The following is a 25,712-nucleotide window of genomic DNA, read 5'->3' as shown; positions in this document are numbered from 1 at the left end:
CTCCCGCGCGGCTTCCCGTCAGCAGAATCCCGGAGCCTTCCGTGTCACGTCCCGAATCCCGCGCGCCGCTGTGGCGCGCACTGGCGGCGCTCGCCGTCCTCGTCATCTCGGCGGTCGTCGCCCTCAACTTCACCCCACGTCTCGGGCTCGACCTCAAGGGCGGGACCCAGATCGTCCTCGAGACCAAGGACACCGAGCGCGTCAAGGCCGACGGTGAGGCCACCGACCGTGCCCTCGAGGTGCTCCGCGGCCGCGTCGACGCCCTGGGCGTCTCGGAGCCGACGCTCGCGCGCTCCGGCGAGAACCGCATCATCGTCGAGCTCCCGGGCGTCCAGGACCCCCGTGAGGCCGCCGAGGTCATCGGCCAGACCGCTCAGCTCACCTTCCACAACGTGATCGGCCCGGCCCAGGAGGGCGCGCAGCCTGCCGAGGGGCAGACGCAGGTCAACGACGAGGACGGCAACCCCATCCTCGTCGGCCCGCAGCTGCTCGACGGCAACGGCGTGACCAGCGCGAAGGCCGAGCAGGAGCAGCAGTCGCTGCAGTGGGTCGTCAACGTCCGGTTCAACGACGAGGGCACGCCCGGCTGGAAGCAGCTCGTCAACGAGGCCTGCGCCAACACCGCCGGCGGCCAGCGCATCGCGATCATGCTCGACCAGAAGGTCATCTCCTCCCCGGCCGTCCAGCCGAGCCTCTGCGCCGGCCCCGGGTCCACCACGAGCATCACCGGCAACTTCAACGCCGACTCGGCGAAGGAGCTGTCGGTCCTGATCGAGGGCGGCGCGCTGCCGGTCCCGGTCGAGGTCATCGAGCAGCGCACCGTCGGTGCGACCCTGGGCGACTCCGCGATCAAGGCGTCGTTCGAGGCCGGCGTCATCGGCGTCGCGCTGACCGCGATCTTCATCATCGTCGTGTACCGCCTGATGGGCTTCCTCGCCAGCATCGCGCTCGGCACTTACGCCCTCCTGTCGTACGCCATGCTCGTGTGGCTCGGTGCCACCCTGACGCTGCCCGGCCTGGCAGGCTTCGTGCTCGCCATCGGTCTCGCGATCGACGCCAACGTCCTGGTCTTCGAACGCGCGCGGGAGGAGTACGCCCGAAGGCGGGGCGACGGGATGCCACGCGCCCTCGACACCGGCTACAAGAAGGCCTGGACGGCGATCCTCGACTCCAACGTCACGACGATCATCGCGGCCGGGCTGCTGTTCGTCTTCGCCAGCGGCCCCGTCAAGGGCTTCGGCGTCACGCTGACGATCGGCACCATCGCGTCGATGGTCTCGGCGCTGGTCATCGCCCGCGTGCTCACCGACTGGGCGGTCCGCCGGTCGTTCGTGCAGAAGCGCCCCGCCATCACGGGCCTCAGCGGAACCGGTAAGTTCCGCGCCTGGTTGGTGACGAAGGGCCCCTTCATCCTCAAGCGGTCCGGCATGCTCGTCGGGCTCACGCTCGCCGCGGTCGCCATCGCCATCACCGGTGTCATCACCCAGGGCCTGAACCTGGGCGTCGAGTTCACCGGCGGACGGGTCCTGGACTACCAGGTCAGCAAGCCGATCTCCGCCGACGACGCTCGCGAGGCGGTCGCGGACGCAGGCTTCCCGAGCGCGGTCGTGCAGGAGTCCGGTGGTGAGTCCGGGGACCAGAACAACATCACGGTCCGGACCGACAAGATCACCGACGACGAAGCGGTCAAGATCCAGGACGCCCTGGACGAGATCGCCGGGCCGGTCACGAAGGATCGCGACGAGCTGATCGGCCCGAGCCTCGGCAAGGAGCTGCGCAACCAGGCGATCATCGCGTTCATCATCGCCCTCGCCGCGCAGATGCTCTACCTGTCGATCCGGTTCCGATGGACGTTCGCCAGTGCGGCGGTCCTCGCGCTCGCGGTGACGGTCACGCTCGTCGTCGGCATCTTCGCGTGGGCGGGAGAACCGGTGGACGGGGTGTTCCTCGCGGCGATCCTGTCGATCATCGGCCTGGACGTGAACGACACCGTCGTCGTGTTCGACCGGATCCGCGAGAACCTCCGAGAACGCAAGAAGGGCGAGAGCCTGCGGAAGGTCTTCAACGACTCGATCATGCAGACCGTCCCCCGCACGGTGAACACCGGCCTCGGCGCCATCTTCATCCTCGCCGCGCTCGCGGTCCTGGGTGGTGCGTCGCTGCAGCCCTTCGCGATCGCGCTGCTGCTGGGCCTGACCCTCGGCACGCTCGGCACGGTGTTCGTGGCGTCGCCGATCGCGGTCCTGCTCGAGGAGCGGTTCCAGCCGAAGGACAAGGGCGACAAGGTCGCGGCCGCGGACCCGTACGCCGCCGTCCCCGCCGGAGGCCGGGAGGCCGGCGCGCTCTGACGGGCGCTCCCCCGGGACACGGACGACCCGCCATCGGGCCGCTGCGGCGGTCGCGGTGGCGGGTCGTCCCGTCGTACGGCGCCCGTACGCCGCGGGTGGCCGGCGGGCGGCTCAGAAGGTGCCGGTGCGCTCGCGCGAGACCGTGAAGCCGTGCTTGCTCTCGGTGTGCAGGCAGGTCACGCCGGTGCGCTGGCTGGTGCAGCCGTAGTCGCCGACCACGGTGGAGTGCCCGTACGCGAGCTCTGGCGACTTCCCGGCGAGCGAGGGCGCGCCGCAGCTGAAGTAGCCGCCGGACGCGTCGACGACCAGCGTGCCGCCCCAGTCCTCGCCACAGCCGTCGGGCTTCGGCGGGGGCTCGAAGGCGAAGTCCAGGATGTCGCAACGCGCGCCGTCCTCGCCGAGGCGGCACACGATGTTGCCGGTCGGGCTCTGGAACGCGCGCATCGGGTCGCCCACGTCGGGGAGGTCGGTGTCGACGTCGTCGAGCGGCAGCTGCGCCGTCCGTGGCGAGGACGTCGGCGGCGGCGGTGTGGGCGATGCCTCGGCGGTCGTCAGGTCCGACGCCGAGCCGCAGCCGGCGAGCGCGAGCCCGGCGATCACGGCGACGTGGGCGAGCACGAGCGACCGAGGTCGGTGCACGGTGGTCCTTCCGTCCGGGGGGGCTGGTCTCGTCGGCCACTCTAGGTGACCGCCCCACGGCTACGACGCCAGGTAGCGGGCGAGGCCGTCCCCACCACGCCGCATCATCGCGGTGTGGTTGAGCCGGAAGACCGGCGCCAACAGGTGACCTGCGGCGTTCATCCACGGCTCGGTGGTGACGACCTCCTGCGAGTAGCGGAGGACCGTCCCGTCCTCCCGGGCGCCCAGCCGCCAGCTCGCCCATCCCTCGAGATCGCCTGCGATCTCGGCCAGGAGGTGGCGGGAGGTCTCGTCGACACGCGTGCGGTGGAGGGTGAGGTGCAGCGTGTACGGGAGGGTCGAGCGGATCGCGAGGCGGGCGGTGTCGTCGTCGATGCCGACGACGTGGCGCACGTCCGGCCACCACAGCGCGTAGTGCTCGAGGTCGGCGACGGCGTCGAAGGCCTGGGCCACGGGCGCGCCGACCCGCCAGGTGGTCGCGAACGAGTAGTGGCGCGGCGTCACGACGCGACGAGGCGCTCTGTGCGGGCGCCGCCGACGGACTCGAACCGGCGCGGCTGACAGGTGAGGAGGACGACCTGGGCGGTGCGGCCGACGTCGTTGAGCACGACCGCGAGGCGCTCCAGCCGCTCGGGGTCGGAGAACCCGAGCGTGTCGTCGAGGATCACCGGCGCTCCCTCCTCGGTGTCGACGAGCTGCGCGCAGGCCAGGCGGCCGAGGACGGCGAGCTGCTCCCGCGCTCCCCCGGACAGCGAGGAGAACGGGACCGTGCGGCCGCCGAGGGTGCGGGTCTCGATGGCGAGGTCGGTGCTGATCGCCACCTCGAAGTCGGGTCCGAAGACGACCTTGCCCAGCCGGTCGATCCGCTCCTTGAAGGGCGCGACGTAGTGTCGTTGCGCCTCGTCACGGTGACGCAGGAGCGTGCTGCTGAGGAGGTCCGCGGCCTGCGCGGCGCGGTGCAGTCGCCCGTAGGTCGCCCGCGCGACGTCGAGGGCGGCCTCGGCCTCGACGAGGCGGTCGTGGATCCCCTCGGCGGCGCGGTCGTCGAGCAGGGTCTGCAGCTCGACGCGGCGCTGGTCCGAGCGAGTCAGCTCACGGTCGACGCTCTCGACGAGCTCGCGGGCGTTGGCGAGCTCCATGGCGAGGGTCTCCGGCGACGCGGCCTCGAACGCGGCACGGGACCGCTCGGCCGCGCTCACGGCGGCGTCATGCGTCTCGGCGGCGGCGACGACCGCAGCGTCCAGGTCCTCGTCGCTGTCCTGGGCCCGCGCCTCGGCCAGCCGCGCGGTCTCGCGCTCGTGCTCGTGCAGGGCGCTCTCGAGCTCCTGGCGCACCCGCACGGCCCTCTCCCCCGCGGCAGCGAGGGCCTCACGCGCCCCGTCGTGGTCGTCCCGCGCCGTGGTCGCCTCGGCATCGGCCGCGTCGGCCGCGAGGCGTGGGCTCTCGGCAGCGTCCTCGAGCGCACCGAGGTCCGCGGCGGGCGCGTCCCCGTCCCGCGCGTCGGTGTCGACGGCGACCACGTCCGCGCGTCGCCGCTCCAGCGTCACGAGCCGGACCTCGAGGTCCTCCAGCGTCGTCCCGTCGAGCACGTCACCCAGCGTGCCCTCGGCCGCGAGGAGCCGCGACTCCGCCTGACGGCGGCGTTCGTGCGCCGTGCGAGCCTCGGTCAGCGACCCGACCCCAGCCTCGCGCAGGGCGACGTCGAAGGCGTCCCGGGCCTGTCCGACGCGCCGGTCGAGGTCGGCGGGGGGCGTGCCGGGACGCACCACGACCTCGACCACCCCCTCGACCGCGACGGTCACGTCGTCGAGCACCGCGGACTCGTACGGCGCCGACCCGACGTCGTCGCCCGCCGCGGTGACCCGATGGTCACCGAGCCTGCGCACCTCCAGGCGCGCCGCCGCGGCGTCTCGGGCGCCCTCGGCGACCTGAACCTCGGTCGCCCGGTCGTTGAGCCGGGCCAGGACGTCGTCGTCGACCCGCAGCAGATCGCGCCCGGCCCGGGCGCTCGCCCGCTCCTCGCCGGCCTCGCGGGCACGACGCACACGTTGGGCGAGGGCGAGCCGCTCGGCAGCGTCACGGTGCCGGGTGACGTCCAGCGCCGCGGCCACGGCGGCGCGTCGTGCCTCGCGTGCGCGCTCACCCGCGTCCGCAGCCCGGCGCCGCGCCTCCTCCTCGGCCGCGCGCGCCGCGGAGTGCGCCGCGGAGACCTCGTCCACCCGTGCCGTCAGCCCGTCGACGGTCGTGGCCCGGCGCGCCAGGTCGGCGACGAGGCTCCGGCGGTCGTCGCGGGCGCGCTGCGCGTGCGCGAGGGAGCGCGCCGCGAGGGTCGACGCCTCCTGCGAGCGCCGGAGGTCGTCCCGGAGCGTGTCGACGGCGCGAACCGCGTCCTCGGCGCGGCACAGCTTGCCGTCGGCGTCGATCGACAGGTCCGAGAGCCGCGCGTGCTCCTGCTCGTTGCGGGCGTAGTCCTCGACGTAGCGGTCCATCTCGGCGCTCCGCGCCCGCAGCCGCTCGACCTGCGCCTCGAGGTCGGTGATCTCCGCGTCGGCCTGCGCGTAGTCGCCTCGGGGCCTGCCGTTCGCAGTGAGGTAGCGCTCGCGCTCCTCAGCCACCCCGGCCATCAGCGCATCGTGGTCGCCGGTCGCGCCGGCCGAGTCGTCGAGGGCCCGGTGGAGCGCGGAGATGCGGGCCAGGTCGGGCTGGTCGAGCGACTCCCCCTGGACGACCTCCAGCGCCTCCCACAGGTCGACGTCGACGGTCTCGGCGAGGATCCTGGCGAAGCGCTGGTGCGCCTCGTCCCCGCTGACCTGCTCCCGCGAGGGCGCCCTCACGTCCAGCTCGGTGACGGGTGACTTCAGCCAGCGCTTGCGGTAGACGAGCGTGTAGGGCCCCGTCCGCAGCTCGAGCTCGGCCTCGGGCCCGACGTCGTGCCCGACCGGCTTCACGTCGCGCACGGCCTGGCTGCGCGAGCTGGACTTGGTCGTCCGGAGCAGGCGGACAGCCTCGGCGACCGAGGACTTGCCCGCCTCGTTGGGGCCGACGACGACCGTCACACCGTCACCGAAGCGGACGGTCGACTCCTCGACGCCCCGGAAGTGCCGGAGCGTGACCCGGACGAGCCTCATCGACCAGCCCCCGCGAGGCGGTAGAGCAGGCCCAGGGCGTCCTGCGCCACCGGGGCGTCGGGCCCGTCGGACGCCGCCAGCCCGGTCAGCTCCTCGAGCGCCGCCTGCGCGAACCCGCTCAGGCCCAGGTCGGCGAAGTCGTGGCCGTCGGGCAGCACGGCCAGGTCGGTGTGGCGCTCCCACGCGTCGAGGCGCGCGAAGAGGTCGCCGGCCTCCTCCAGGATGCCGTCCAGCCGCGCCTTCTCCGCGGTCGACAGCGTGCCGCGGAGAGCCAGCCAGACGGCGGTGCGGTCCTTGTCGGGCAGGCCCGCGAGCCGCGCGGCCAGGCGGTCCACGTCCTCGGGCGAGGCGAGCTCCTCGTCGACGACCTCGAACCGCCAGCGCCCGACGTGCTCACGCGCGACGGACACCGCACCCGAGGCGGGGTCGACGTCCACGACGAGCACGTTGCCGGGGTCCTCCTCGCGACGCGACGTGACCTCGGGCGCTCCCGCGTACCAGATGCGGTCCTCGACCTGCGTGGTCGAGTGCCGGTCGCCGAGGACCGCGACATGGGCCCGGCCCGTGTCGAGCGCCTTCGTGAGCGTCGGGACGTCGATCGCCGCGAGTGCGTCCCGGTCCGGGTTGAACGTGCTGGCGACCCCGTGTCCCGCGACGACGCGGACGAGCCCGTCCGAGGTCGGCTGCAGGCCGGCGCACGCGTCCGCGACGAGGTCACGGGTCGGGTGCTTGCCGAACCACGGAGCGCCGACGACCTCGGCGCCCTCGACCACGGCGTAGGGCGCGCTGTCGCGCAGCACGTGGACGTGGTCCGGCACGCGGTCGCGGAACGGCTTTGCGTCGTAGATCGACGCGGCGTCGAGCGGGTCGTGGTTGCCCGGGAGTAGCACGACGGGGACCGTGAAGCTCCGGAGAACCTCGAAGGTGCGGGCGATGATCGCGCGGTCGAGCTGGTTGGACTCGAACACGTCGCCGCAGACGACCACGAAGGCAGCGCCCCGCTCCGTCGCGACCTCGCCGATCCTGCGCACCGCGTCGAGACGGGCCTGCTGGAACCGGGCACGGGCCTCGTCGCCGAGGAACCAGGCAGTCATGCCGAGCTGCCAGTCCGCTGTCGCGATGAAGCGCACGCCACACCTCCGGGGTCCGAGCGAGCCTCCGAGCAGGCTCGATCCGAGCCTAGTGAGAACGCCGGACAGGATCCGGGACGCGCGCCGAGGCTGGGGACGATCCGTTCCTGGGGAGAACGTTCCCTCGGGAGGACGTTCGTCGGGAGCGCCCGCGTGCAGCCACGCGTCAGAGCGGCTGCGCCCCCACCCAGCGCGTCGCCTCTGCTCCTGCGGCGACGGCGGCCCGCAGCGCCCCGGCCCGGTCCTCTCCCGAGGCCAGTGCCGCCGCCAGGGCGCCGGCGAAGGCGTCTCCCGCACCCGTCGTGTCCACCGGATCGACCGGCGGCGGGCTCGCGGTCTCCTCGCCCCAGCGGGCGCCCCGGGCGCCGAGCGTGACGCACGTCGACGCCGCGTCGTACGCGCGCGCCTCGTGCTCGTTGACGACCACCGGGTCGGCGAGCGCGAGCAGCGACGGCGGCAACGGTCGTACGGGCGAGGCGTTGAGGACCAGCCGCGTCCGCGCCTCGGAGGCGATCTCCGCGACCGTCTCGACGGTGTCCTGGCCGATCTCGAGCTGCACCAGCACCGCGTCCGCCGCACGGATCGTCGCCGCGGCCCCGTGCACGTCGGCCGGCGTGAGCCGCGCGTTCGCCCCGGGCGCGACGACGATCGTGTTCTCGCCCTCCGCGTCGACGACGATGAGTGCCGTCCCGGTGGGCGCGTCCGGCGTGGTCGTCAGGTGGGTCACGTCGACCCCGGCGGCGACGAGCGCGTCGCGGTACGCGCGTCCGTCGGCGTCGTCGCCGACCCGGCCGACGATCGCGACCTCGGCACCGGCACGCGCGGCGGCGAGCGCCTGGTTGGCACCCTTGCCCCCGCGCAGGCGTACGAGGTCCCCGCCGAGGACGGTCTCGCCCGGCGACGGATGCCGGTCGACCTCCGTCACGAGGTCGACGTTGAGCGATCCGACGACGACGACCCGGCCGACCGCTCTCCCGCGGCCTCCGGTGGGAGAGGCCGCCGTCACCGCTGGACCGCCCGCGCCGTGTCGTCGGCGTGCGACGCCTGCGGACCGGCGCCGATCGTGGTCAGGAACAGGTCACGCGTCGCCTCGGCGTCGATCCCGACCGCGACGTCGACGAGGTGGCCGAGGGAGTCGACGCCGTGCACCGCGTCCTCACCGAGGACGTACCGCCGGTCGACCACGGTCTGCCCCCGCGTCAGGCCGGGCGCCAGCGCGACGTGGACCGGCCAGCGGTGGGTGGTGATGAGCCCGGGCTCGGCGACCGCGCAGACGGCGCCCGCATCCCCGATCAGCCCGCCGTGCCCCACGCGCGGGTCGCTGCGGATGACCTCGTGGGAGTGCGCGAGGAGGCGCCCTGCCAGGGCGACGGCCGGGTCGGGGTCCTGGCGCAGGGCCTCGTACGTCTCCGCCTCGACGACGACCTGGGAGAAGACGTCCAGCCCGTACAGCGTCACCGGCACACCGGAGCCGAGCACGATCGCCGCGGCCTCGGGGTCGTGCCAGACGTTGAACTCGGCGACGGCGGTCGCGTTGCCGCCCTCCGCGGCGCCGCCCATGGCGATGATCCCGGCGAGGTTGTCCTTGACCTCCGGGTACGCCCGCAGCAGCAGCGCGAGGTTGGTCATCGGCGCCAGCGGGACGAGGGTCACCGGCTCCGGCGAGTCGAGGATCGTCATCCGCAGCAGCTCGAGCGCTCCCCCGGCGAACGGCGTACGCGACGACGCGGGAAGCCCCTGTGCCCCCAACCCGTCGGCCCCGTGCACGTGACGGGCGTCGCGGGCGACCTCCAGCAGCGGCTGAGCGGCGCCCCGGGCCACGGGGACGTCCGGCGCGTCGAGCACGTCGAGGACCGCGAGCGAGTTCGTCACGACCTGGTCGACGTCGGCGTTGCCCGCGACGCAGGTGATCGCCCGCACGTCCAGCGCCGGGTGCCGGACGGCCATCATCAGCGCCAGCGCGTCGTCCACACCGGTGTCGACGTCCAGCACGACCGGGACCGGCTTCGTGGTGCTCGGCTCGAGCGGGGGGTTGCTCATGGGCACACCGTAGTCGCGTCCGGCTGTGCGTGACCTCACTTGGCCACTCCGCCCGACTTCGCTACCGTCGAAGGTTGGCGTGGGGCCGTCCTCCGGGGCTCCTGCGCGCCTCTCCTCCGACCGAACGACGCCCGCCGAGAAGGGCACAGACCGACGCGGATCTCCGCGGGAAGGGACGCATGGCGGCCAAGAAGACCGAGTCCGACGACGACGCAGGCGTCCTGTCAGGCGTGTCCACCAGCCAGGTGGTCGGCAGCGCTCTGGCTGCGGTGACGGCAGCCGTCGCAGGCTCGTGGCTCGGGGTCGCCGGCACCCTCATCGGTGCGGCGGTCGGCTCGATCGTGGCGACGATCGCCGGCACGATCTACACCAACTCGATCCGCAAGAGCCGCCAGCTCGCCCAGGCGGCCCGGCTGACCAGCCTCGCGACCCTCGCCAAGCGTGATCCCCGAGGAGCGGGCGGTACGGCGGTGCTGCCGGTCCCCGAGGCCCTGGACGCGGCGGGCCAGCCCGGCGACGGCGGGGTCGAGGACATCGTCGACCCCGAGGTCGAGGCGGAACGCACCGTGGAGGAGGCCGAGGAAGCGGCCGACGAGGCCGCCCGCAAGAAGCTCATCACCTGGCGCGGTGTCGTGGCCGCCGCGGTCGTCAGCCTGGTGCTCGCCCTCGGCGGCATCTGGGCCTTCGAGGCCGTCGTCGGCCACCCGATCGGCAACAGCGACAAGACCGGCACGACGTTCAGCAACGTCGGCACGACCCGCGACGACGGCGACAAGAAGAACGACGAGAACGAGTCGCCGCAGCCCAGCACCCCCACGGAGTCCACCGACCCCAGCGAGCCCACGCCGAGCGCCGAGACGACGAGCCCGTCGGAGGGCGAGGAGCCCGCGCCCTCGGAACCCACCACGCCCGCGCCCACGACCGAGTCGACCCCGTCGCCGACACCGGAGCCGACGCCGAACTCGGAGGAGGACCCGTCGCTCGGGCAGTCGACGCCCGCACCGACCGACGCGGCGCCGACGCCGTCGTCGGTCGACGGCTGACACGCTGGTTTGATGGACCGGTGACGTTCTCCTTCTCCGTCGGCGACCGCCTCGCCGACTCCGTCGACGGCGCCCAGGGGCGTACCGGCGTGATCTCGACCCCGCACGGCGACATCCAGACCCCGGCGTTCGTGCCCGTCGGCACCAAGGCCACCGTGAAGGCCGTGCTGCCGGAGACGATGGGCGACCTCGGCGCGCAGGCGCTGCTCGCCAACGCCTACCACCTCTACCTCCAGCCTGGGCCGGAGATCGTCGACGAGGCCGGCGGCGTCGGCGCGTTCATGAACTGGCGCGGCCCGACCTTCACCGACTCCGGCGGGTTCCAGGTGCTCTCGCTCGGCGCCGGCTTCCGCAAGGTGCTCGCGATGGACACCACCGGTCGTACGGCCGACGACGTCATCGCCGAGGGCAAGGAGCGGCTCGCCCACATCGACGACGAGGGCGTCACCTTCAAGAGCCACCTCGACGGGTCCAAGCACCGGTTCACCCCCGAGGTGTCGATGCGGATCCAGCACCAGCTCGGCGCGGACATCATCTTCGCCTTCGACGAGTGCACGACGCTGATGAACACCCGCGACTACCAGGAGCGGTCGGTCGAGCGCACCCAGGCGTGGGCGGTCCGGTGCGTCTCCGAGCACGAGAAGCTGACCGACGCGCGCGCCGACAAGCCGTACCAAGCGCTGTTCGGCGTGGTCCAGGGCGCGCAGTACGAGGACCTGCGGCGGCAGTCCGCGCGCGGGCTCGTGGAGCTCGGCTTCGACGGGTACGGGATCGGTGGCGCGCTGGAGAAGGAGCACCTCGGCACGATCGTCGGCTGGGTGAGCGAGGAGCTGCCCGAGGACAAGCCGCGCCACCTGCTCGGCATCGGGGAGCCGGACGACCTGTTCACCGGGATCGAGAACGGCGCGGACACGTTCGACTGCGTGAGCCCGTCGCGCGTGGCGCGCTCGAGCCGCGTCTACACGCACGACGGCCAGCGCAACCTCCTGGTGGCGGCGAGCCGGCGGAAGTTCGCGCCGATCGACGAGGAGTGCGACTGCTACACGTGCGCGCACTACACCGAGGCCTACCTGCACCACCTGTTCAAGGCCAAGGAGTACAACGCCGCGACGCTGGTGACGATCCACAACGAACGGTTCATCGTGCGGCTGGTCGACCGGATCCGCGCCTCGATCTCGGACGGGATGTACGCCGCGCTGAAGGCGGACTTCCTCGGGCGCTACTACGCCTGAGGCTCGGCGGCCTCCGGCGGGGCGGAGCGCCAGTAGGTGGGCTCGCGGGACTTCAGCCACCGGATCACGAGCATCGTGACCGGCATGACGACCAGCTCGACGCCGACCTTGTAGACGAACCCGACGACCGCGTAGTTCCAGAACTGGCCCCAGGTCGTGATGCCGATGACCGAGGCGGCGATCGCGCAGAAGATCAGGGTGTCCGCGAGCTCCCCGACGCCCGTGGAGGTGATCAGGCGGGCGAACAGCCCGCGCTCGGCCGTACGGGACTTCATCCGCACCAGGACGACGCTGTTGAGGAGCTGTCCGACCATGTAGCCGGCGAGGCTGGCCAGCACGATCCGGGGGACGAATCCGAGCACCGCCTCGTACGCGCCCTGGTTCTCGTAGAACGACGCCGCAGGCGCGTGCTGGACGACCCAGAAGGTCACCGACGCGAGAAGGGCCATCGCGAAGCCGGTGATGATCGCGCGCCGGGCCGCCTTGAACCCGTACACCTCGGAGATGACGTCGCCGAGGATGTAGGCGAGCGGGAACAGGAACGCACCCCCGTCGGTGATGATCGGCCACAGCTGGAGACTGCCGATCGTCCACGAGCCCGACCCGAGTTCGATGCCCTTGGTCGCCACGATGTTGGAGACGACGAGGACGACGCAGAACGTCGCGAGGATGACGTCGAAGTGCGTCGACCCGCGCGAGGCGTAGTGGACGACGCGGTCGTCGGTGCGGTCGGGTGCGGGGGTGGTCATGCGCTCAGCCTCACGCGAAGGGGATCCGTCGGTCCAGCCGCAGCGACATCCGGCCCGCCCAGCGCCACAGGCGCGCGACGGCGTCACGGTCCTCGTCGGTCACGAGGTTGCCCATCAGGCGCAGCGCGATCGTCATCAGCGCGTACGACCGCATGCCGACCGGCCCGCCGTACGTCACCACACCGGGCACGGTGAGGAGTCCGGCCAGGCGACGGGCGATCGAGAACGCCTCGCCGTAGTGCCTGCGCAGGACGGCGGGCCACGCGGTGGCGAGGTCGGCCCTTGCGGCGAGCTGCTCCGCGACCAGCCGACCCGTCTCCAGGCCGTAGTCGATGCCCTCCCCGTTGAGCGGGTTCACGCAGCCGGCCGCATCGCCGATCAGCGCCCAGTTGGCGCCGGCAACACCGGAGACCGCACCGCCCATCGGCAGCAGCGCGGAGGTGGGGGCGCGCAGCTCGTCGGCCAGCTCCCACTCCGTACGACGCAGCCGGGCGTAGTGCTCCATCAGCGGGCGCAGCTGCACGTTGGCGGGGCGCTTGGAGGTCGCGAGGGTGCCGACACCGAGGTTCACCTCGCCGTCGGCCAGCGGGAAGATCCAGCCGTAGCCGCTCAGCAGGTCGCCCTGCTCGTCGCGCAGCTCGAGGTGGCTGGAGATCCACGGGTCGTCGCTGCGGGCGGACTTCACGTACGACCGCGCAGCCACGCCGTACGCCGTCTCGCGGTGCCACTCCCGCCCGAGCACGCGCCCGAGCGGGGACCGCACGCCGTCGGCGACGACCACGCGCTCGGCCGCGACGTGGTGGGGCCCGTGCGCGGTCTTGAAGACGACCTCGGAGATCCGTGCGCCGTCGCGGACGACGTCCACCGCACGGGCGCCGTCGAGAGGCGTCGCGCCCGCGTCCAGGGCCGTCGTACGGATGTGGGCGTCGAGCTCGGTGCGCGGCACCGCGGAGCCATGGTCCGGCAGCGAGCCGCCCGGCCACGGGAGCATCAGGGTCTGGCCGAAGCCGGAAGCGCGGAGACCCCGGTTGGTCCCGTGCCGGCGGACCCAGGGGCCGAGGTCGAGGCGGTCGAGCTCGGCGATCGCGCGCGGGGTCAGGCCGTCGCCGCAGGTCTTGTCCCGGGGGAACCGCGCCGCGTCGGCAAGGACCACGTCGAGCCCCTGGCGCGCCGCCCACGCGGCGGCCGCGGAGCCCGCAGGTCCGGCGCCGACGACGAGGACGTCGGTACGCGTGGGCGGGCTCGCGGCGGGTTCGGGGCTCACGCGCACGATTCTGTCATCCCGTCCCAGCCCCCGGCCCACGGTGGGCGGCGGTGAGTGTGGTCCCACGCCACGACCCGCAGGTGGGACCGTACTCACCGCGCACCGTCCCGTCCCGTGCCGCGGGCCGTCCCGTCAGGTCCCGTTCCGCCCGCCGCAGCCGTCCGCAGCCCTGCCCGTGTCGGTGCCGCGCAGCAGAATGGCCCGTATGCTCCTCGCCGACGTCGTCGCCACCTCCCAGGCCGTCGCCGGGACGCGGTCGCGCCTGGCCAAGCGGGCCGCGCTCGCCGACCTGCTGCGGCGGACCGAGCCCGAGGACCTCGAGGTCGTCGTCACCTACCTCGCGGGTGAGCTGCGCCAGCGTCGTACGGGCCTGGGCTGGGCGTCGCTGCGCGCCATGCCCGCGCCGGCCGACGAGCCGTCGCTCACCGTCGGTGAGGTCGACGCGACGTTCGCCGCGATGGCCGACATGTCCGGGGCGGGTTCGCAGGGCGCCCGTGCCGAGGCGGCGCAGCGGCTGTTCGGGGCGGCGACGGCCGACGAGCAGCGGTTCCTCGCCGGCCTGATCTCGGGCGACGTCCGCCAGGGAGCGCTGGACTCGATCGTCCTCGACGCGCTCGCGGAGGCGTCGGACGTGCCGGCGGCCGACATCCGGCGGGCGGCGATGCTGCAGGGCTCCACTCCCCCGGTCGCCGTGGCGGCGATGAGCGGGGGCCGGGAGGCCGTCGCTGCCGCGGCCGTGCTCTCCCCGGGACGCGCGGTCCGGCCGATGCTCGCCTCCAGCGCCCCCGACGTGGCCGGCGCGCTCGACAAGGTCGGCCCCGCGCTGCCGGCCTCGGTCGACACCAAGCTCGACGGCATCCGCATCCAGGTCCACCGCGTGGGCGACGACGTGCGCGTCTTCACCCGCAGCCTGGATGACATCACCGACCGGGTCCCGCAGATCGCCGACACCGTGCGCGGACTCGACGCCGATCCCCTCGTCCTCGACGGCGAGGCGGTCGTCATCGAGCGCGACGGGCGCCCGGCCCCGTTCCAGGACATCGCCTCGCTCGGCGCGACGCACCCTCGCGGGTCGGCCCCGGATCTGCGGTCCGGCGAGGACGTACGCGTCCTGTCGCCGGTGTTCTTCGACGTCCTGCACGCCGACGGCGAGGACCTGCTCGACCGGCCGCTGCACGCGCGGCTCGACGCCCTCGAGCGCATCGCGCCCGGGCTCGGGGTCCCGCGGTTGCAGACCGCCGACGCCGAAGCGGCCCAGCGGTTCTTCGAGGAGGCCGTCGCGGGCGGTTACGAGGGCGTCGTCGTGAAGTCGCTGGACGCCCCGTACGACGCCGGCCGGCGCGGTGCCGCCTGGGTCAAGGTCAAGCCCCGCCACACCCTCGACCTCGTCGTCCTGGCGGTCGAGTGGGGATCGGGCCGACGCAAGGGCTGGCTGAGCAACATCCACCTCGGCGCACGCGATCCGGAGGGCGGGTTCGTGATGCTCGGCAAGACCTTCAAGGGCATGACCGACGAGATGCTGCAGTGGCAGACCGAGCGGTTCACCGAGCTGGCGGTCGAGGGCACCGACGCCCACGTGGTGCCGCTGCGGCCCGAGCAGGTCGTCGAGGTCGCGTTCGACGGCGTCCAGCGCTCGCCGCGCTACCCCGGCGGCGTCGCCCTGCGGTTCGCGCGGGTGCTGCGCTACCGCGACGACAAGACGCCGGCCGAGGCCGACACCATAGACGCCGTGCGCGCCCTGGGCTGAGCGCCGCCGGACCGGACCCACGCTCCACCGAGCGCCGGATAAGTGCGCCGAGCGCCGCGTATACCCGTCGCTCCGTGCACGTAACCGGCGTTCCGTACGACGCCACGCGCCACCCGGCGCCACAGGGCGACGCGGCCACGCCACGATTCGGCAACGGCCGCCCCTATATCGTGTACGCGCTCCCGCCCCGTGTGCGACAGTGCACGCACCCGTCCCCTCCGCTCGGGAGAGAGTCATGGTCATGCAGCCCCACAACTGGGCCCTGCTCGCGTACACGCTGGCCTCCGTCGCGCTCGTCGCAGTCCTCGTCGTCGTCCTCTGGCGTAGCCGCAAGGTCGGGGTGTACGACGCCGTCCTCCCGCTTCTCGTCACGCTCGGACTCGCGTACGACAATGCGCTGCTGACCTTCGGTGCCTCGTGGGGCGAGAGCACGGCGCTCGAGATCGCGTCGTACCCGCGCTACCTCATGCACGCCGTCTTCACTCCCCTGCTGGTGATCTTCGCCGCGCTCACCGCGCACCGGTGGGACGTCCGAGGATTCCGGCAGCGGCCGAGCATCGTGGCGTGGTCGGCCGTGACGCTGGTGATCATCGGACTCGGCCTGTCGGGCGAGATCGGCATGCACCTCACGCCGGTGACGCAGGACGGGGTCCTCAGCTACAAGCACCTCGACGGCGCGCCACCGTTCGCCGAGATCGCGACGATCGGCGCCCTCATCGTCATCGGGGTCATGGTCGCCCGCAGCGCCCGTTGGCCGTGGATCCTCGCCGGCGCCGCGCAGATGTTCGTCGTCGCCGCGGTCGCCGCGTCGAACGCGATCGTCACGAACCTCGCTGAGATCCTGCTTCTGGCGGCGATGACGTCCACCGCCCGCGAGACCGTGCGGCGCGCGACGATGACCCCAGACGCTCTCAGCGCCGACCACGCCGCACCGAGCGGCGAGGTACGCGCTGCGGGCTGAGGCGGCACGGAGGAGGCGGACACCGATGGCTCGGTCACGCAAGGCACGCGAGTCGGACATCGAGGACGTCGCGATGGCCCTCCCCCGCGTCGAGAAGGTCCCCGGGTGGGGCGGCCTGCCGTCGTACCGGGTGAGCAAGAAGTTCTTCGTCGGCTACCGCACCCCGCGCCCGGACGCGCTCGACGCCGAGACGGGCGAGCGACTGACCGACGTCCTCGTGTTCCGCGTGCCCGACGAGGGCGACAAGCTGGCGCTCGTCCAGGGCGACGGCCCGTGGTTCACGACCGACCACTTCAACGGATACAACGCCGTGCTGCTCCGCCTCGCGCACCTCGGCCAGCTCACCCGCGACGAGCTGGCCGAGATCATCGAGGACGCCTGGCGGTCGCAGGCCCCGAAGACCGTGGTGAAGAAGTGGGAAGCCGAGCGTGGCGACTGACAAGGATCCCGTCAGACGCGCGCTGTGGGAGCGCCTGGGAGGCCTCGCCCTGGCCGTCGCCCTGCTCGCCCTGACGTCGGCGTTCTGGTGGCAGATCTCCGGCACGTCGTACGGCGACCGCGGCGCCCTCGACCGTGCCCGCGACCAACCGCACCAGCAGGTCGTCGTGGTCGACGACAGGAGCCTGTCCCCAGCGGAGCGGGACGCACTCGGCACCGAGAGCGCGATCGTCGCGCTTCCGGACGGCTCGAACGCTGACCTGTGGGCCCTGGACTACGGGATCTTCGACGTGTTCTCCGGCGGGCCCGAGCCGGGAGATGTCGTCGAGGTCGTCGTCGACCCCGACGACCGCACGTGGGCTGCTGACGTCGCCGGCGCGGGCGCACCGCTCCTGGACCGCGTCCGGTACCTCCTGATCAGTGCCCTTCCCCTGCTGCTGCCGACGCTCGTCGCCGCCAGGTACGCACTCCGCGGCGGAGTCCCCCTCCGAGCCTTGCGCACCCTCCGCCGCCCCCGCGACCGCGTCGACGCCGAGGTCGTCTCGGTCATGCACACGCGCGAGCGAGACACGCGCTCGGTCACCCTCCGCCTCCGCGTGGGCGACGACGAGTACAGCTGGGACGCCACCCTCCCGAAGGGCTGCGTCCCCTACGTCGGCGGCACCCTGGACCTGCACGGCGACGTCCGCGACAAGGGCTGGGTGACGGCCGTCGACGAGCAGTACGGGACTGCGTTCCCCCGCTCCCGGCTCCGCCAGTGGGGCGCCGAGCCACCGACGAGGACCTGGCACCCGACGGACGGCGTCGTCGGCGCACTGTGACGCCGACGGAATGCCGAACCCGCTGGCTCGGTTCCGACGGGCATGGACGATCTCCATCCGCTGCTGCGCACGCGCTCCAGCCCGGCCAGGTTCGACGCCGGGCACGAGATCACGGAGCCTGAGGTCGCCCTGCTGGTCGAGGCGGCGCGCTGGGCTCCGTCGGCCGGCAACGCGCAGCCGTGGAGCTTCGTCGTCGCCCCGCGGGCCACGGCGGTGCACGACCGCCTCGTACGACGGCTCGCGCCGAGCGCAGCGCGGTGGGCGCCGGATGCCAGCGTCCTCGTCGTCAACGTGGCGCACGCGTTCTGGGAGGACTCGGAGCTCGCGTACTCCGAGTTCGCCGACTACGACCTCGGGCAGGCCGTCGCGCACATGACGGTGCAGGCGCAGGCGATGGGGCTCGCGTCTCGCCAGTTCCGGGCGTTCGACCTGGACGCCCTCAGCAAGGATCTCGCGATCCCCGCGGGGTGGCAGGTCCGGACCATGACCGCGATCGGCCGGCCCCTCGACGTGGGCCTGCACCCGCGGGACCGACGCGAGCACGGCGACCTGATCCTGCCCACGGACCGCTGAGCCCGCGTCGCCTCCGCCCCTACTCCCCGAGCGTGCCCGACCGCGCCTTCACGGCCGCCTCGGTCCGGCTCGACACCCCGAGCTTGCGGAGGATCGCCGACACGTGGACCGACGCCGTCTTCGGACTGATGAACAACCGCTCGGCGACCTGTCCGTTGGTGAGCCCTTCCGCGACCAGCTCCAGCACCTGACGCTCGCGCTCGGTCAGCTCCTCGCCGTCGCCACGCCGGTGCGCGCGGAGCCCTCCCGTCTCGAGAAGCTCCTCCGCCTGGCCCGCCACGAGCCCGCAGCCGATCGCGCGCGCCGCCGCCACCGCCTCCGTGAGCCGGTCGCGCGCGGCCGCCCGCTCGCCCGCGTCGAGCAGCGCAACCCCGTCGCGGTAGAGCGCGTACGGCCGCAGGTGCGCGGGTCCGGCGGACTCGGCGACTGCCGACCACGGCCCTTCGCCGAGCTCGGCCGAGAACAACGCCGACCAGAGCGGGTGGGTCGGCCACTCGGCGTACGCGTCCACCTGCGCCTGGAACGGAGCAGCGTCGGGCACGGCTCCCCCGGACGCCTCCGCGTCGGGCGCCTCCGCCCCGGCCGCCTCCGCCCCGGCCGACCGGCGGAGCTGGCCGATCGCGCGCGCAGCGACGGCCAGCACCGGGAGCTGGTAAGCGGGGTTGCGCTCCTGGTCGGGCCGGAGCACCACGCCGGAGATCAGCCGCAGCGCCTCCTCGGCGTCGCCCCGCAGCAGCGCCAGCTCGGCGAGCGTGGCCGCGACCCGCGTGCGGACCTGCTCCTCGAGCCGCCCGAACCGCTCCCAGTCGGCGAGCTTGGCGCGCACGATCGCCTCCGCGGCCGGCACGTCGCCGCGCCACATCAGCAGCCAGGCCCAGCGCTCCCGCAGGTAGACCGCGAAGGTGCTCGTCGAGACCAGCGGCACCGCGCGCTCGTACCACGCGGCGGCCGTGTCCCACTCCCCGAGCGCCAGCTGCGCCTCCGCCGCGTTGCCCTCGAGCATCGCGTCGCTGCTCCAGCCGGCTCCGAGCGCGCGGGACCGCCGCGCGCCCTCCTCGGCCAGCGCCAGCGCATCCTCGTACCGTCCCCAGACGAGACGCGCCTCCGAGGCGTTGACGTAGTAGCGCGACAGGGCGACGAAGTCGTCGGCGGCCAGCTCGCGACACCGCTCGAGGTCGTCGAAGCCGCCGGCGTCGCCGAGCGTGACGCGGCTGACGCCCCGCATGTTCAGCGCGATCGAGGCCTCACGGCTCGCTCCGACCGACATCGCCGTCTCGTAGCACTCGGTCGCGGTGGTGATGCCCTCGGCAGAGCGGCCGTCGAGCATGGCGTCGCGCGCCTTCGACACCAGGAGCCGCGCACGCACCTCGTCGTGCTCCCCCGGCGGGACCAGCGCCAGCGCCCGCTCGAGGAACGCCCGCCCCTCGACGCTGCCGGCCTGGGCGGCGATCACCGAGGCGTCGTCCAGCGCACCGGCGAGACCCAGCGGATCGTCGTCCGGCCACTCGTCGAGGGCCTGGTGGCACAGCGCGAGCGCACGGTCGAGCCGGGTCATCGAGCGCACCGACTGGGCGACGCGGACGAGCATCGCGTGGTGCGGGACGCCCGCGACCGCCTCCGCGTCGGGGACCATCTCCCACAGCTCGAGCGCCCGCTCGCCCAGCGCGGCGGCGGTGGTCCACGCGCCGGCGCGGTCGGCCGCGTCGTGGCCCGAGACCGCGGCGGCGAGCGCGCGGTCGAGCACGCGGGCACGCCACCAGTGGTCGGCGATCTCGGACAGCCGCGCGACGGAGGTCGGGCGGGCCTCGAGCGCCTCCGCGTACGCCGCGTGGAGCCGTCGCCGCTCACCCGGCAGGAGCTCGGTGAGGACGGCCTCCTGCACGAGGGCGTGCCGGAACGCGTACGCGTCCGCGTCCCCCACCAGCACCGCCGCCTCGACCGCCTCACGTGCTACGGGCTCGGAGGCGGCCACGGCATCGGCGCCGAGGGCGTCCGTGAGCAGGTCGTACGGCGCGCGCGGGCCAGCTGCGGCCACCTGACGGCAGAACTCCCGCGCGGCGGGCGAGAGCCGCGAGTAGCGCAGCAGGAGCACGTCGCGGAGCGAGTCGGGCAGGTCGACCCCGAGGAACCCGACGAGCTCCTCGACGAAGAACGGCACTCCCTCGCTGCGGTCGACGAGGTCGGCGAGTCCGGGTCCGATGTCCTCGGCGTCGAGCAACGCGGCGGCGAGCTGCGCGATCTCGGCGTCGTCGAGACGGGGAAGGTCCACCCGCGTGACCAGCCGGGCCCGCTCCAGCTCGGCGAGCGTCGTCCGCAGCGGGTGCCCGCGCCCGACATCGTCGCTGCGATAGCTCAGCACCAGGAGGACCGACTCGTCCATCCCCATCCGTGCGAGGCGGGCGACGGTGGCGCGCGTCGCCTCGTCGGCCCAGTGCAGGTCCTCGACCACCACGACGACCGGGCGCTCGCGGCCGACGGCTGCCAGCAGCCCCGCCACGACCTCGGGCAGCCGACCCGGGCTGATGTCGGTGCGGACGTCGATCAGCCGCGGCGCGACCAGCCCGAGCGCGTCGGCACCGGGACCGGCCGCCTCGAGGGTTCGTTCGACACCGAGGGCGCCGACCACGTCGCGCAGCACGCCTTCGAGCGCGGCGTACGGGAGGGGGCCGGAGCCGGAGTCGGCGCACGCCCCGCTGACCACGAGCGCCTCGTCGGCCTCGCGCACCTGCGCGACGAACTCCTCCAGCAGGCGGCTCTTGCCGATCCCCGCCTCGCCCGCGACCACCAGCGTGCGGGGCGTGCCGCCGCGGACGTCGGAGAACGCTGCGCGCAGCTCGCCGAGCTCGCGGGCGCGGCCCACCAGCGGTGCGCGGACTCGGGACATGCCCTCATCGTGCCGCACCGCGCCGACACCCCCGCCAGAAGGCTCGGGACGGGCGCTAGGCGTCGCCCGTCGCCACCGGCCGCGTCGGATCGCTCACCCACTCGCTCCACGACCCGGCATACAGCGCCGCGTCGACCCCGACCCGCCACAGCGCGAGCACCTCGTGCGCGGCCGTCACGCCCGAGCCGCAGTAGACGGCGACCTCGCGCCCCGGCACCGCCCCGAGCCCGACGAAACGGTCCGCCAGCACCTCCGCGGGCCGCCAGCGCCCGTCCGCGTCGACGTTGTCGAAGGTCGGCGCGCTCACGGCACCGGGCACGTGGCCCGCGACCGGGTCGATCGGCTCGACCTCGCCGCGGTAGCGCGGCGTCACCCGCGCGTCGAGGAGCACGCCGTCGCGCCCGACGCGCGCCGCACCGTCGGCGTCGACCACCGGGAGGTGCCCCGGGTCCGCGACGAAGTCCCCCGGCTCAACGACCGCCTCCTCCGACGCCACCGGCAACCCCGCCGCCTCCCACGCCGCGAATCCGCCGTCGAGCAGCCGTACGTCGGGGTGGCCGTGATACGTCAGCAACCACCACGCCCGCGCGGCCGCCGTGCCGTCGGCGCCGTCGTACACGACCACGGGCACCCCGGACCGTACGCCGTGCGCCCTCATCGCGGTCGCGAACCGCGCAGGATCCGGCAGCGGGTGACGCCCGCGGCGCCCGTCACCCGGCGGGTCGGCGAGCTCGGTGTCCATGTCCACGTACGCCGCTCCGGGCACGTGACCGGCCTGGTACGCCGCGCGTCCGGGCTCGCCGCCGAGGACGTAGCGGACATCCAGGACCACCACCTCGCCGTTCTCCACCAACGTGGCCAGGGCGCCGGCCGTGACGAGGGGTTCGCGTAGGGGATCAGCCATGCGCACACGGTAGCCTCGTGCCTCGTGGCGAGCCTGCTCTTCTTCACCGGGACCATGGACAGCGGCAAGTCGACGCTGGCGCTCCAGACCAACCACAACCACGCGGCTCGCGGGCGCGTCGGGCGGATCTTCACCAGCCAGGACCGGGCCGGCGACGGTCGGCTCTCCAGCCGCCTCGGTCTGTCGACCGACGCGATCGAGGTCGACCCCTCGTTCGACTTCTGGGACCACGTCGTCAGCGCGCTGACGGCCGGCGGGCGGATCGACTACCTGATCTGCGACGAGGCCCAGTTCTACACCGCCGACCAGGTCGAGGCGCTCGCCCGGATCGCCGACGAGCTCCAGATCGACGTCTTCGCGTTCGGCATCCTCACCGACTTCCGCACGCGCCTGTTCGAGGGCTCGGCGCGCCTCGTCGAGCTCGCCGACCGCATCCAGCCGCTGCAGGTCGAGGCGCTGTGCTGGTGCGGCAAGCGCGCGACCCACAACGCCCGCACCGAGAACGGCGTCATGGTCACCGAGGGCGACCAGATCGTCGTCGGCGACGTGGACGAGCCGGGCCTGCCCACCCCCAACATCGGGTACGAGGTGCTCTGCCGCCAGCACCACCGGCGCCGGATGACGACCGCGCGGGCCCGTGCCGTCACGACCTTGAACGACCCGCTGCCCTTCGGCGGCTGACCGTCACCCCTCCACCCCCATCAGGCGGAAGACCTCGACCCGCTCCGCCTTGCCCTTGAGCTCCAGGAACCCGAGCGACTCCGCCCGCGCCTCCGGCAGCAGCGCCAGGGTCGCGGCGCTCACCGCGACGCCGCCCGCCGGGGCCTTCCCCTCGATCCGCGACGCGGTGTTGACGGTGTCGCCGATGACCGTGTGGGTGCGGCCGCCGGCGGTGCCGAGCACGCTCACCGAGACCGGGCCCGAGTTGACCCCGACCCGGAAGCGCGGCCAGTCGGGGTGCTCGCGGACCACCGCCCGGGTGGCCTCCTGGAGGGCGAGGCCCGCGAGCGCGGCGCGACGCGCGTGGTCGGGCTGGTCGCCGCGGCGGTTGAACGTCACCATCAGCGCGTCGCCGATGATCCGGTCGACGTCCCCGCCGTAGCGCCCGACCACGGGCGGCACCGCCACCTCGAAGAACGTGTTGAGCATCTGGGTGACCTCGCGGGGCTCGTGCGCCTCGGAGAACGTCGTGAACCCCTGCAGGTCGGCGAAGAGGATGCTCATGTCGCGCTGCCCCTCGGACGTGTCCTCGAGGTAGAGCTCGGCGAACCGCTCCTCGTGCCACTGCCGCCGGGCCGTCAGCGCGACCAGCAGCACCGCGGCCAGCATCAGGACGTGCCACTCCCACCACGACAGGTGCCAGTTCCGGGAGAACGCGACCGCGACCGAGGCCTCGGCAAGCAGCACGAACGCCGACGCCATCGCGAGGGGCAGGGAGGCGTGCCGCTGGCGCCAGAGCATCACGTAGTGCCACGCGGCCCACGCGTAGCCCACGACCGCCGCGCCCGCGAAGGCGGTGAGTACACCGTCGACCTGCTCGGGCACAGCCCCGGCGTCGAACGGCCAGATCGCCGCGAGGGACAGCACCGCCCAGCCCGCGACCAGCGCGACGATCACGCCGCGCAGCAGGACGGCGCGCCCGACGATGCGGACGTCCCGCTCCCCGCTGAGGTCGCTCCCGGACCACACCGCGAACACCGCCCCGAGCGCGAGGCCCGCAGGCGTCGCGAGGACGAACCCGGCGTTGGGCGTGGTCAGCAGCACGCCTGGCGTGGCCAGCGCGTGCAGCCCGAGGAAGGCCGCCGTGACCAGGAACGCGTACGAGGCGAGCAGGACGCGGGCGTCGCCGCGCTGGAGCGCCGCGGCCCCCATCGCGTACGCCAGGACCGCACCGATCAGTGCCGCCGACAGGACCAGCCAGAAGTGCGCGGGGTGGTCCTCCCACGCGATGTCGAACTCGGGCCGCCCGAGCAGGAGCGCCAGCCCGAGCAGGGGTAGGGCGAGGAACACGGTGATGGCGACTCCACCGGTCCGCCCTGGCGCGGCGGGCCCGCTGGACGTGGCGGCGCGGTGCTCAGGCATCGCCCTCGGCCAGACACTCGTGCACCTGCGAGACGACCACGGAGCCCTCGCCCACCGCGGAGGCGACGCGCTTGACGGAGCCCGCACGCAGGTCACCGACCACGAACACCCCCGGCATCGTCGACTCGTACGGCCGTGGGGGCCGCTCGCGCGGCCAGACCCCGTCGATCTCGGCATCCACGCCCGCGAGGACGAACCCGCGCTCGTCGCGCCGTACCTCCTCTGGCAGCCACTCCGTACGAGGCTGGGCGCCGATCATCAGGAACAGGCCGTCGGTCTCCTCCTTCTCCTCCCGCCCGCTGCGGCGGTCCCGGAGCACGATGCGCTCGAGCCAGCCCTCCCCCTCCCCGCCGACCACCTCGGTCCCGGTCCGGACGGAGACGTTCTCGGCCGCGGCGATCGCGTCGACGAGGTACTGGGACATGCCGGCCTCGATCGTCTCGGCGCGGATGGCGAGCGTCACGTGGGCGCAGTAGCGCGCCAGGTGCAGCACCGCCTGCCCTGCGGAGTTGCCGCCCCCGACGACGACCGCCCGCCGTCCCGCCATCGCGTGCGCCTCGGACACGCTCGCGCCGTAGAACACCCCGGCACCGCTGAGGTCCTCCAGCTCGGGAACGCCCAGACGTCGGTACGAGACTCCCGTCGCGAGCACCACGGCGCGGGCCGTCACCCGGCCGACGTCGGCGATCTCGACCTCGAACCCGCCCCCCTCGGCGTGCCGGAGGCCCACGACCTCGCGCATGAGGAGCACGTGTGCCCCGAACACCCACGCCTGCTGGTAGCCCCGCTGCGCCAGCTCGGCGCCGCTGATGCCACGGGAGAAGCCGAGGTAGTTGCGGATCAGCGAGCTCGACCCGGCCTGGCCGCCGATCGCCTCGCGCTCGACGACCAGGGTCCGCAGCCCCTCGGAGGAGCCGTAGACGCCGGCGGCGAGCCCGGCCGGACCGGCTCCGACGACCACGAGGTCGAACGCGCGGTCGCGGTCGAGGGAGGTCCGTACGCCCCAGGCCTCCGCGATCTGGACGTCGCTGGGGTCGCGGAGCACGACGCCGCCGATCGCCGGCATCCAGACCAGGACGTCCACGCCGGTCAGGTCGTGCCCACGGTGGCGTACGGCGCGCTCGACCTTGTCGGCGAGCTCGGTGCCGCGCTCACGGAAGGCGTGCGGGATGCCGTTGCGGACCAGGAGGCTGCGGATCTCGGCCGCCCGCGCCGAGCCTCGGCCCGCGACCACCACCACCTCGCGCATCGTGGTGGCGTCGCTGCGGGACCACTCCTGGACGAACTCGGCGACGGTCCGGTGGAACAGCTCGTCGCGCCACGTCCACGGCTTGAGCACGTAGTAGCTGACGTCGCCGACCGCGACCGCGGACAGGATGCTGCGGGCGACGTCGCGGCTGGCCCAGGCGCCCCAGGCGACGAGCATCGCCCGCCGCGCGTCGGGGTGCAGGCGCCGGGCGGCGTCGAGGACGGCGGCGCGGTCGGCCGGCTCGAGCGCGTGGTCCACAAGCACGACGGCGACCGGAGCGGAGCGCTCGTGCGCACGCTCCAGGGTGCGGACGGCGTCGTCCGCCGTCAGCTCGCCACGGACCCGGAAGTCGATCCCGAAGGCACGGGTCAGCTCCCCCTCGAGGCGTTCGAGCGAGTCCGGGTCGCGGTCGACCGCGAGCAGCAGCGGGCGCGCGGCGCCGCCCGTGCGGGCGTGGGCCATAACCGCACGCTAGCGAGC

The 25,712-nt window shown here is 73.7% G+C and carries 21 protein-coding genes; 9 read left to right on the top strand and 12 right to left on the bottom strand.

Features of this window, described 5'->3' with window-relative positions; all coding sequences use genetic code 11:
• Nucleotides 1-41: 41 nt before the first annotated feature.
• Nucleotides 42-2,348, top strand: a complete 2,307-nt coding sequence (gene secD, locus ACQSSQ_RS08530) for a protein translocase subunit SecD (protein ID WP_431326606.1) — start codon at nt 42-44, stop codon at nt 2,346-2,348.
• Nucleotides 2,349-2,459: 111 nt separating this feature from the next.
• Here the strand turns inward: secD and ACQSSQ_RS08525 are convergent, their stop codons facing one another.
• The 6 genes from ACQSSQ_RS08525 to ACQSSQ_RS08500 form a co-directional block, all read right to left on the bottom strand.
• Complete coding sequence (locus tag ACQSSQ_RS08525) at nt 2,460-2,987, bottom strand: DUF6636 domain-containing protein (protein ID WP_431326605.1); 528 nt, start codon at nt 2,985-2,987, stop codon at nt 2,460-2,462.
• Nucleotides 2,988-3,047: 60 nt separating this feature from the next.
• Entirely contained in the window at nt 3,048-3,491 is a 444-nt protein-coding gene (locus ACQSSQ_RS08520; RefSeq protein WP_431326604.1) for an SRPBCC family protein, read from the bottom strand.
• Entirely contained in the window at nt 3,488-6,115 is a 2,628-nt protein-coding gene (locus ACQSSQ_RS08515; protein ID WP_431326603.1) for an AAA family ATPase, read from the bottom strand. The genes ACQSSQ_RS08520 and ACQSSQ_RS08515 overlap by 4 nt, the downstream gene beginning before the upstream one ends.
• A complete protein-coding gene (locus tag ACQSSQ_RS08510; protein ID WP_431326602.1) occupies nt 6,112-7,245 on the bottom strand; it encodes a metallophosphoesterase family protein in 1,134 nt (377 codons plus the stop codon). Before ACQSSQ_RS08510 ends, ACQSSQ_RS08515 begins: the two co-directional genes overlap by 4 nt.
• A 166-nt stretch (nt 7,246-7,411) precedes the next feature.
• On the bottom strand, nt 7,412-8,251 hold the full coding sequence (locus ACQSSQ_RS08505; RefSeq protein ID WP_431326601.1) for a PfkB family carbohydrate kinase: 840 nt from the start codon (nt 8,249-8,251) through the stop codon (nt 7,412-7,414).
• Entirely contained in the window at nt 8,248-9,285 is a 1,038-nt protein-coding gene (locus ACQSSQ_RS08500; RefSeq protein WP_431326600.1) for a nucleoside hydrolase, read from the bottom strand. Before ACQSSQ_RS08500 ends, ACQSSQ_RS08505 begins: the two co-directional genes overlap by 4 nt.
• 179 nt (nt 9,286-9,464) lie before the next feature.
• On the opposite strand from ACQSSQ_RS08500, the gene ACQSSQ_RS08495 reads away from it, so the two are divergent.
• Together ACQSSQ_RS08495 and tgt are read left to right on the top strand one after the other, a co-directional pair.
• On the top strand, nt 9,465-10,328 hold the full coding sequence (locus tag ACQSSQ_RS08495; protein ID WP_431326599.1) for a hypothetical protein: 864 nt from the start codon (nt 9,465-9,467) through the stop codon (nt 10,326-10,328).
• A 20-nt stretch (nt 10,329-10,348) separates the two neighbouring features.
• Nucleotides 10,349-11,560: a tRNA guanosine(34) transglycosylase Tgt gene (tgt, locus tag ACQSSQ_RS08490; RefSeq protein ID WP_431326598.1), complete on the top strand. Its 1,212-nt coding sequence runs from the start codon at nt 10,349-10,351 to the stop codon at nt 11,558-11,560.
• Here tgt and ACQSSQ_RS08485 read toward each other — a convergent pair.
• Complete coding sequence (locus tag ACQSSQ_RS08485; RefSeq protein WP_431326597.1) at nt 11,551-12,309, bottom strand: queuosine precursor transporter; 759 nt, start codon at nt 12,307-12,309, stop codon at nt 11,551-11,553. The two genes, tgt and ACQSSQ_RS08485, sit on opposite strands and share 10 nt — an antisense overlap.
• 10 nt (nt 12,310-12,319) lie before the next feature.
• Nucleotides 12,320-13,573 (bottom strand): geranylgeranyl reductase family protein, encoded by a 1,254-nt coding sequence (locus ACQSSQ_RS08480; protein ID WP_431326596.1) that lies wholly within the window; start codon nt 13,571-13,573, stop codon nt 12,320-12,322.
• A 205-nt stretch (nt 13,574-13,778) separates the two neighbouring features.
• Between ACQSSQ_RS08480 and ACQSSQ_RS08475 the strand changes: the two genes are divergently transcribed.
• From ACQSSQ_RS08475 to ACQSSQ_RS08455, 5 genes are all read left to right on the top strand, one after another.
• Complete coding sequence (locus ACQSSQ_RS08475; protein ID WP_431326595.1) at nt 13,779-15,320, top strand: ATP-dependent DNA ligase; 1,542 nt, start codon at nt 13,779-13,781, stop codon at nt 15,318-15,320.
• Nucleotides 15,321-15,555: 235 nt separating this feature from the next.
• The gene (locus ACQSSQ_RS08470) at nt 15,556-16,281 is read left to right on the top strand and encodes a hypothetical protein (protein ID WP_431326594.1); all 726 of its coding nucleotides are present in this window, start codon (nt 15,556-15,558) and stop codon (nt 16,279-16,281) included.
• Nucleotides 16,282-16,306: 25 nt separating this feature from the next.
• Nucleotides 16,307-16,720 (top strand): MmcQ/YjbR family DNA-binding protein, encoded by a 414-nt coding sequence (locus ACQSSQ_RS08465; protein WP_431326593.1) that lies wholly within the window; start codon nt 16,307-16,309, stop codon nt 16,718-16,720.
• A complete protein-coding gene (locus tag ACQSSQ_RS08460; RefSeq protein ID WP_431326592.1) occupies nt 16,710-17,540 on the top strand; it encodes a hypothetical protein in 831 nt (276 codons plus the stop codon). The genes ACQSSQ_RS08465 and ACQSSQ_RS08460 overlap by 11 nt, the downstream gene beginning before the upstream one ends.
• A 42-nt stretch (nt 17,541-17,582) precedes the next feature.
• On the top strand, nt 17,583-18,113 hold the full coding sequence (locus ACQSSQ_RS08455) for a nitroreductase family protein (protein ID WP_431326591.1): 531 nt from the start codon (nt 17,583-17,585) through the stop codon (nt 18,111-18,113).
• 19 nt (nt 18,114-18,132) lie between these two features.
• Here ACQSSQ_RS08455 and ACQSSQ_RS08450 read toward each other — a convergent pair whose 3' ends face one another.
• Both ACQSSQ_RS08450 and ACQSSQ_RS08445 read right to left on the bottom strand, forming a co-directional pair.
• The gene (locus tag ACQSSQ_RS08450) at nt 18,133-20,997 is read right to left on the bottom strand and encodes a helix-turn-helix transcriptional regulator (protein ID WP_431326590.1); all 2,865 of its coding nucleotides are present in this window, start codon (nt 20,995-20,997) and stop codon (nt 18,133-18,135) included.
• Between the two features lie 55 nt (nt 20,998-21,052).
• Nucleotides 21,053-21,901: a sulfurtransferase gene (locus ACQSSQ_RS08445; RefSeq protein ID WP_431326589.1), complete on the bottom strand. Its 849-nt coding sequence runs from the start codon at nt 21,899-21,901 to the stop codon at nt 21,053-21,055.
• 24 nt (nt 21,902-21,925) lie between these two features.
• Here ACQSSQ_RS08445 and ACQSSQ_RS08440 point away from each other — a divergent pair, with 24 nt between their 5' ends.
• Entirely contained in the window at nt 21,926-22,582 is a 657-nt protein-coding gene (locus tag ACQSSQ_RS08440; protein WP_431326588.1) for a thymidine kinase, read from the top strand.
• A 3-nt stretch (nt 22,583-22,585) separates the two neighbouring features.
• Here the strand turns inward: ACQSSQ_RS08440 and ACQSSQ_RS08435 are convergent, their stop codons facing one another.
• Together ACQSSQ_RS08435 and ACQSSQ_RS08430 are read right to left on the bottom strand one after the other, a co-directional pair.
• Nucleotides 22,586-23,983 carry an adenylate/guanylate cyclase domain-containing protein gene (locus ACQSSQ_RS08435; RefSeq protein ID WP_431326587.1) on the bottom strand — a complete coding sequence of 466 codons (1,398 nt, stop codon included), beginning with the start codon at nt 23,981-23,983 and terminating at the stop codon, nt 22,586-22,588.
• On the bottom strand, nt 23,976-25,694 hold the full coding sequence (locus ACQSSQ_RS08430) for an NAD(P)/FAD-dependent oxidoreductase (RefSeq protein WP_431326586.1): 1,719 nt from the start codon (nt 25,692-25,694) through the stop codon (nt 23,976-23,978). The genes ACQSSQ_RS08435 and ACQSSQ_RS08430 overlap by 8 nt, the downstream gene beginning before the upstream one ends.
• Between the last annotated feature and the right edge of the window lie 18 nt (nt 25,695-25,712).

The sequence above is a fragment of the Mumia spirodelae genome, from assembly GCF_050632745.1.
Classification (GTDB): Bacteria; Actinomycetota; Actinomycetes; order Propionibacteriales; family Nocardioidaceae; genus Mumia.
This window is presented reverse-complemented; position numbering and strand designations above follow the sequence as displayed.

Excerpts from the sequence above, each read along its gene's own strand:
- ACQSSQ_RS08445 (WP_431326589.1), bottom strand. The coding sequence starts at position 21,901 with ATGGCTGATCCCCTACGCGAACCCCTCGTCACGGCCGGCGCCCTGGCC.
- ACQSSQ_RS08455 (WP_431326591.1), top strand. The coding sequence starts at position 17,583 with ATGGACGATCTCCATCCGCTGCTGCGCACGCGCTCCAGCCCGGCCAGG.
- ACQSSQ_RS08470 (WP_431326594.1), top strand. The coding sequence starts at position 15,556 with ATGGTCATGCAGCCCCACAACTGGGCCCTGCTCGCGTACACGCTGGCC.
- ACQSSQ_RS08485 (WP_431326597.1), bottom strand. The coding sequence starts at position 12,309 with ATGACCACCCCCGCACCCGACCGCACCGACGACCGCGTCGTCCACTAC.
- ACQSSQ_RS08515 (WP_431326603.1), bottom strand. The coding sequence starts at position 6,115 with ATGAGGCTCGTCCGGGTCACGCTCCGGCACTTCCGGGGCGTCGAGGAG.
- ACQSSQ_RS08430 (WP_431326586.1), bottom strand. The coding sequence starts at position 25,694 with ATGGCCCACGCCCGCACGGGCGGCGCCGCGCGCCCGCTGCTGCTCGCG.
- ACQSSQ_RS08465 (WP_431326593.1), top strand. The coding sequence starts at position 16,307 with ATGGCTCGGTCACGCAAGGCACGCGAGTCGGACATCGAGGACGTCGCG.
- ACQSSQ_RS08475 (WP_431326595.1), top strand. The coding sequence starts at position 13,779 with ATGCTCCTCGCCGACGTCGTCGCCACCTCCCAGGCCGTCGCCGGGACG.
- ACQSSQ_RS08495 (WP_431326599.1), top strand. The coding sequence starts at position 9,465 with ATGGCGGCCAAGAAGACCGAGTCCGACGACGACGCAGGCGTCCTGTCA.
- ACQSSQ_RS08500 (WP_431326600.1), bottom strand. The coding sequence starts at position 9,285 with ATGAGCAACCCCCCGCTCGAGCCGAGCACCACGAAGCCGGTCCCGGTC.
- ACQSSQ_RS08450 (WP_431326590.1), bottom strand. The coding sequence starts at position 20,997 with ATGTCCCGAGTCCGCGCACCGCTGGTGGGCCGCGCCCGCGAGCTCGGC.
- ACQSSQ_RS08435 (WP_431326587.1), bottom strand. The coding sequence starts at position 23,983 with ATGCCTGAGCACCGCGCCGCCACGTCCAGCGGGCCCGCCGCGCCAGGG.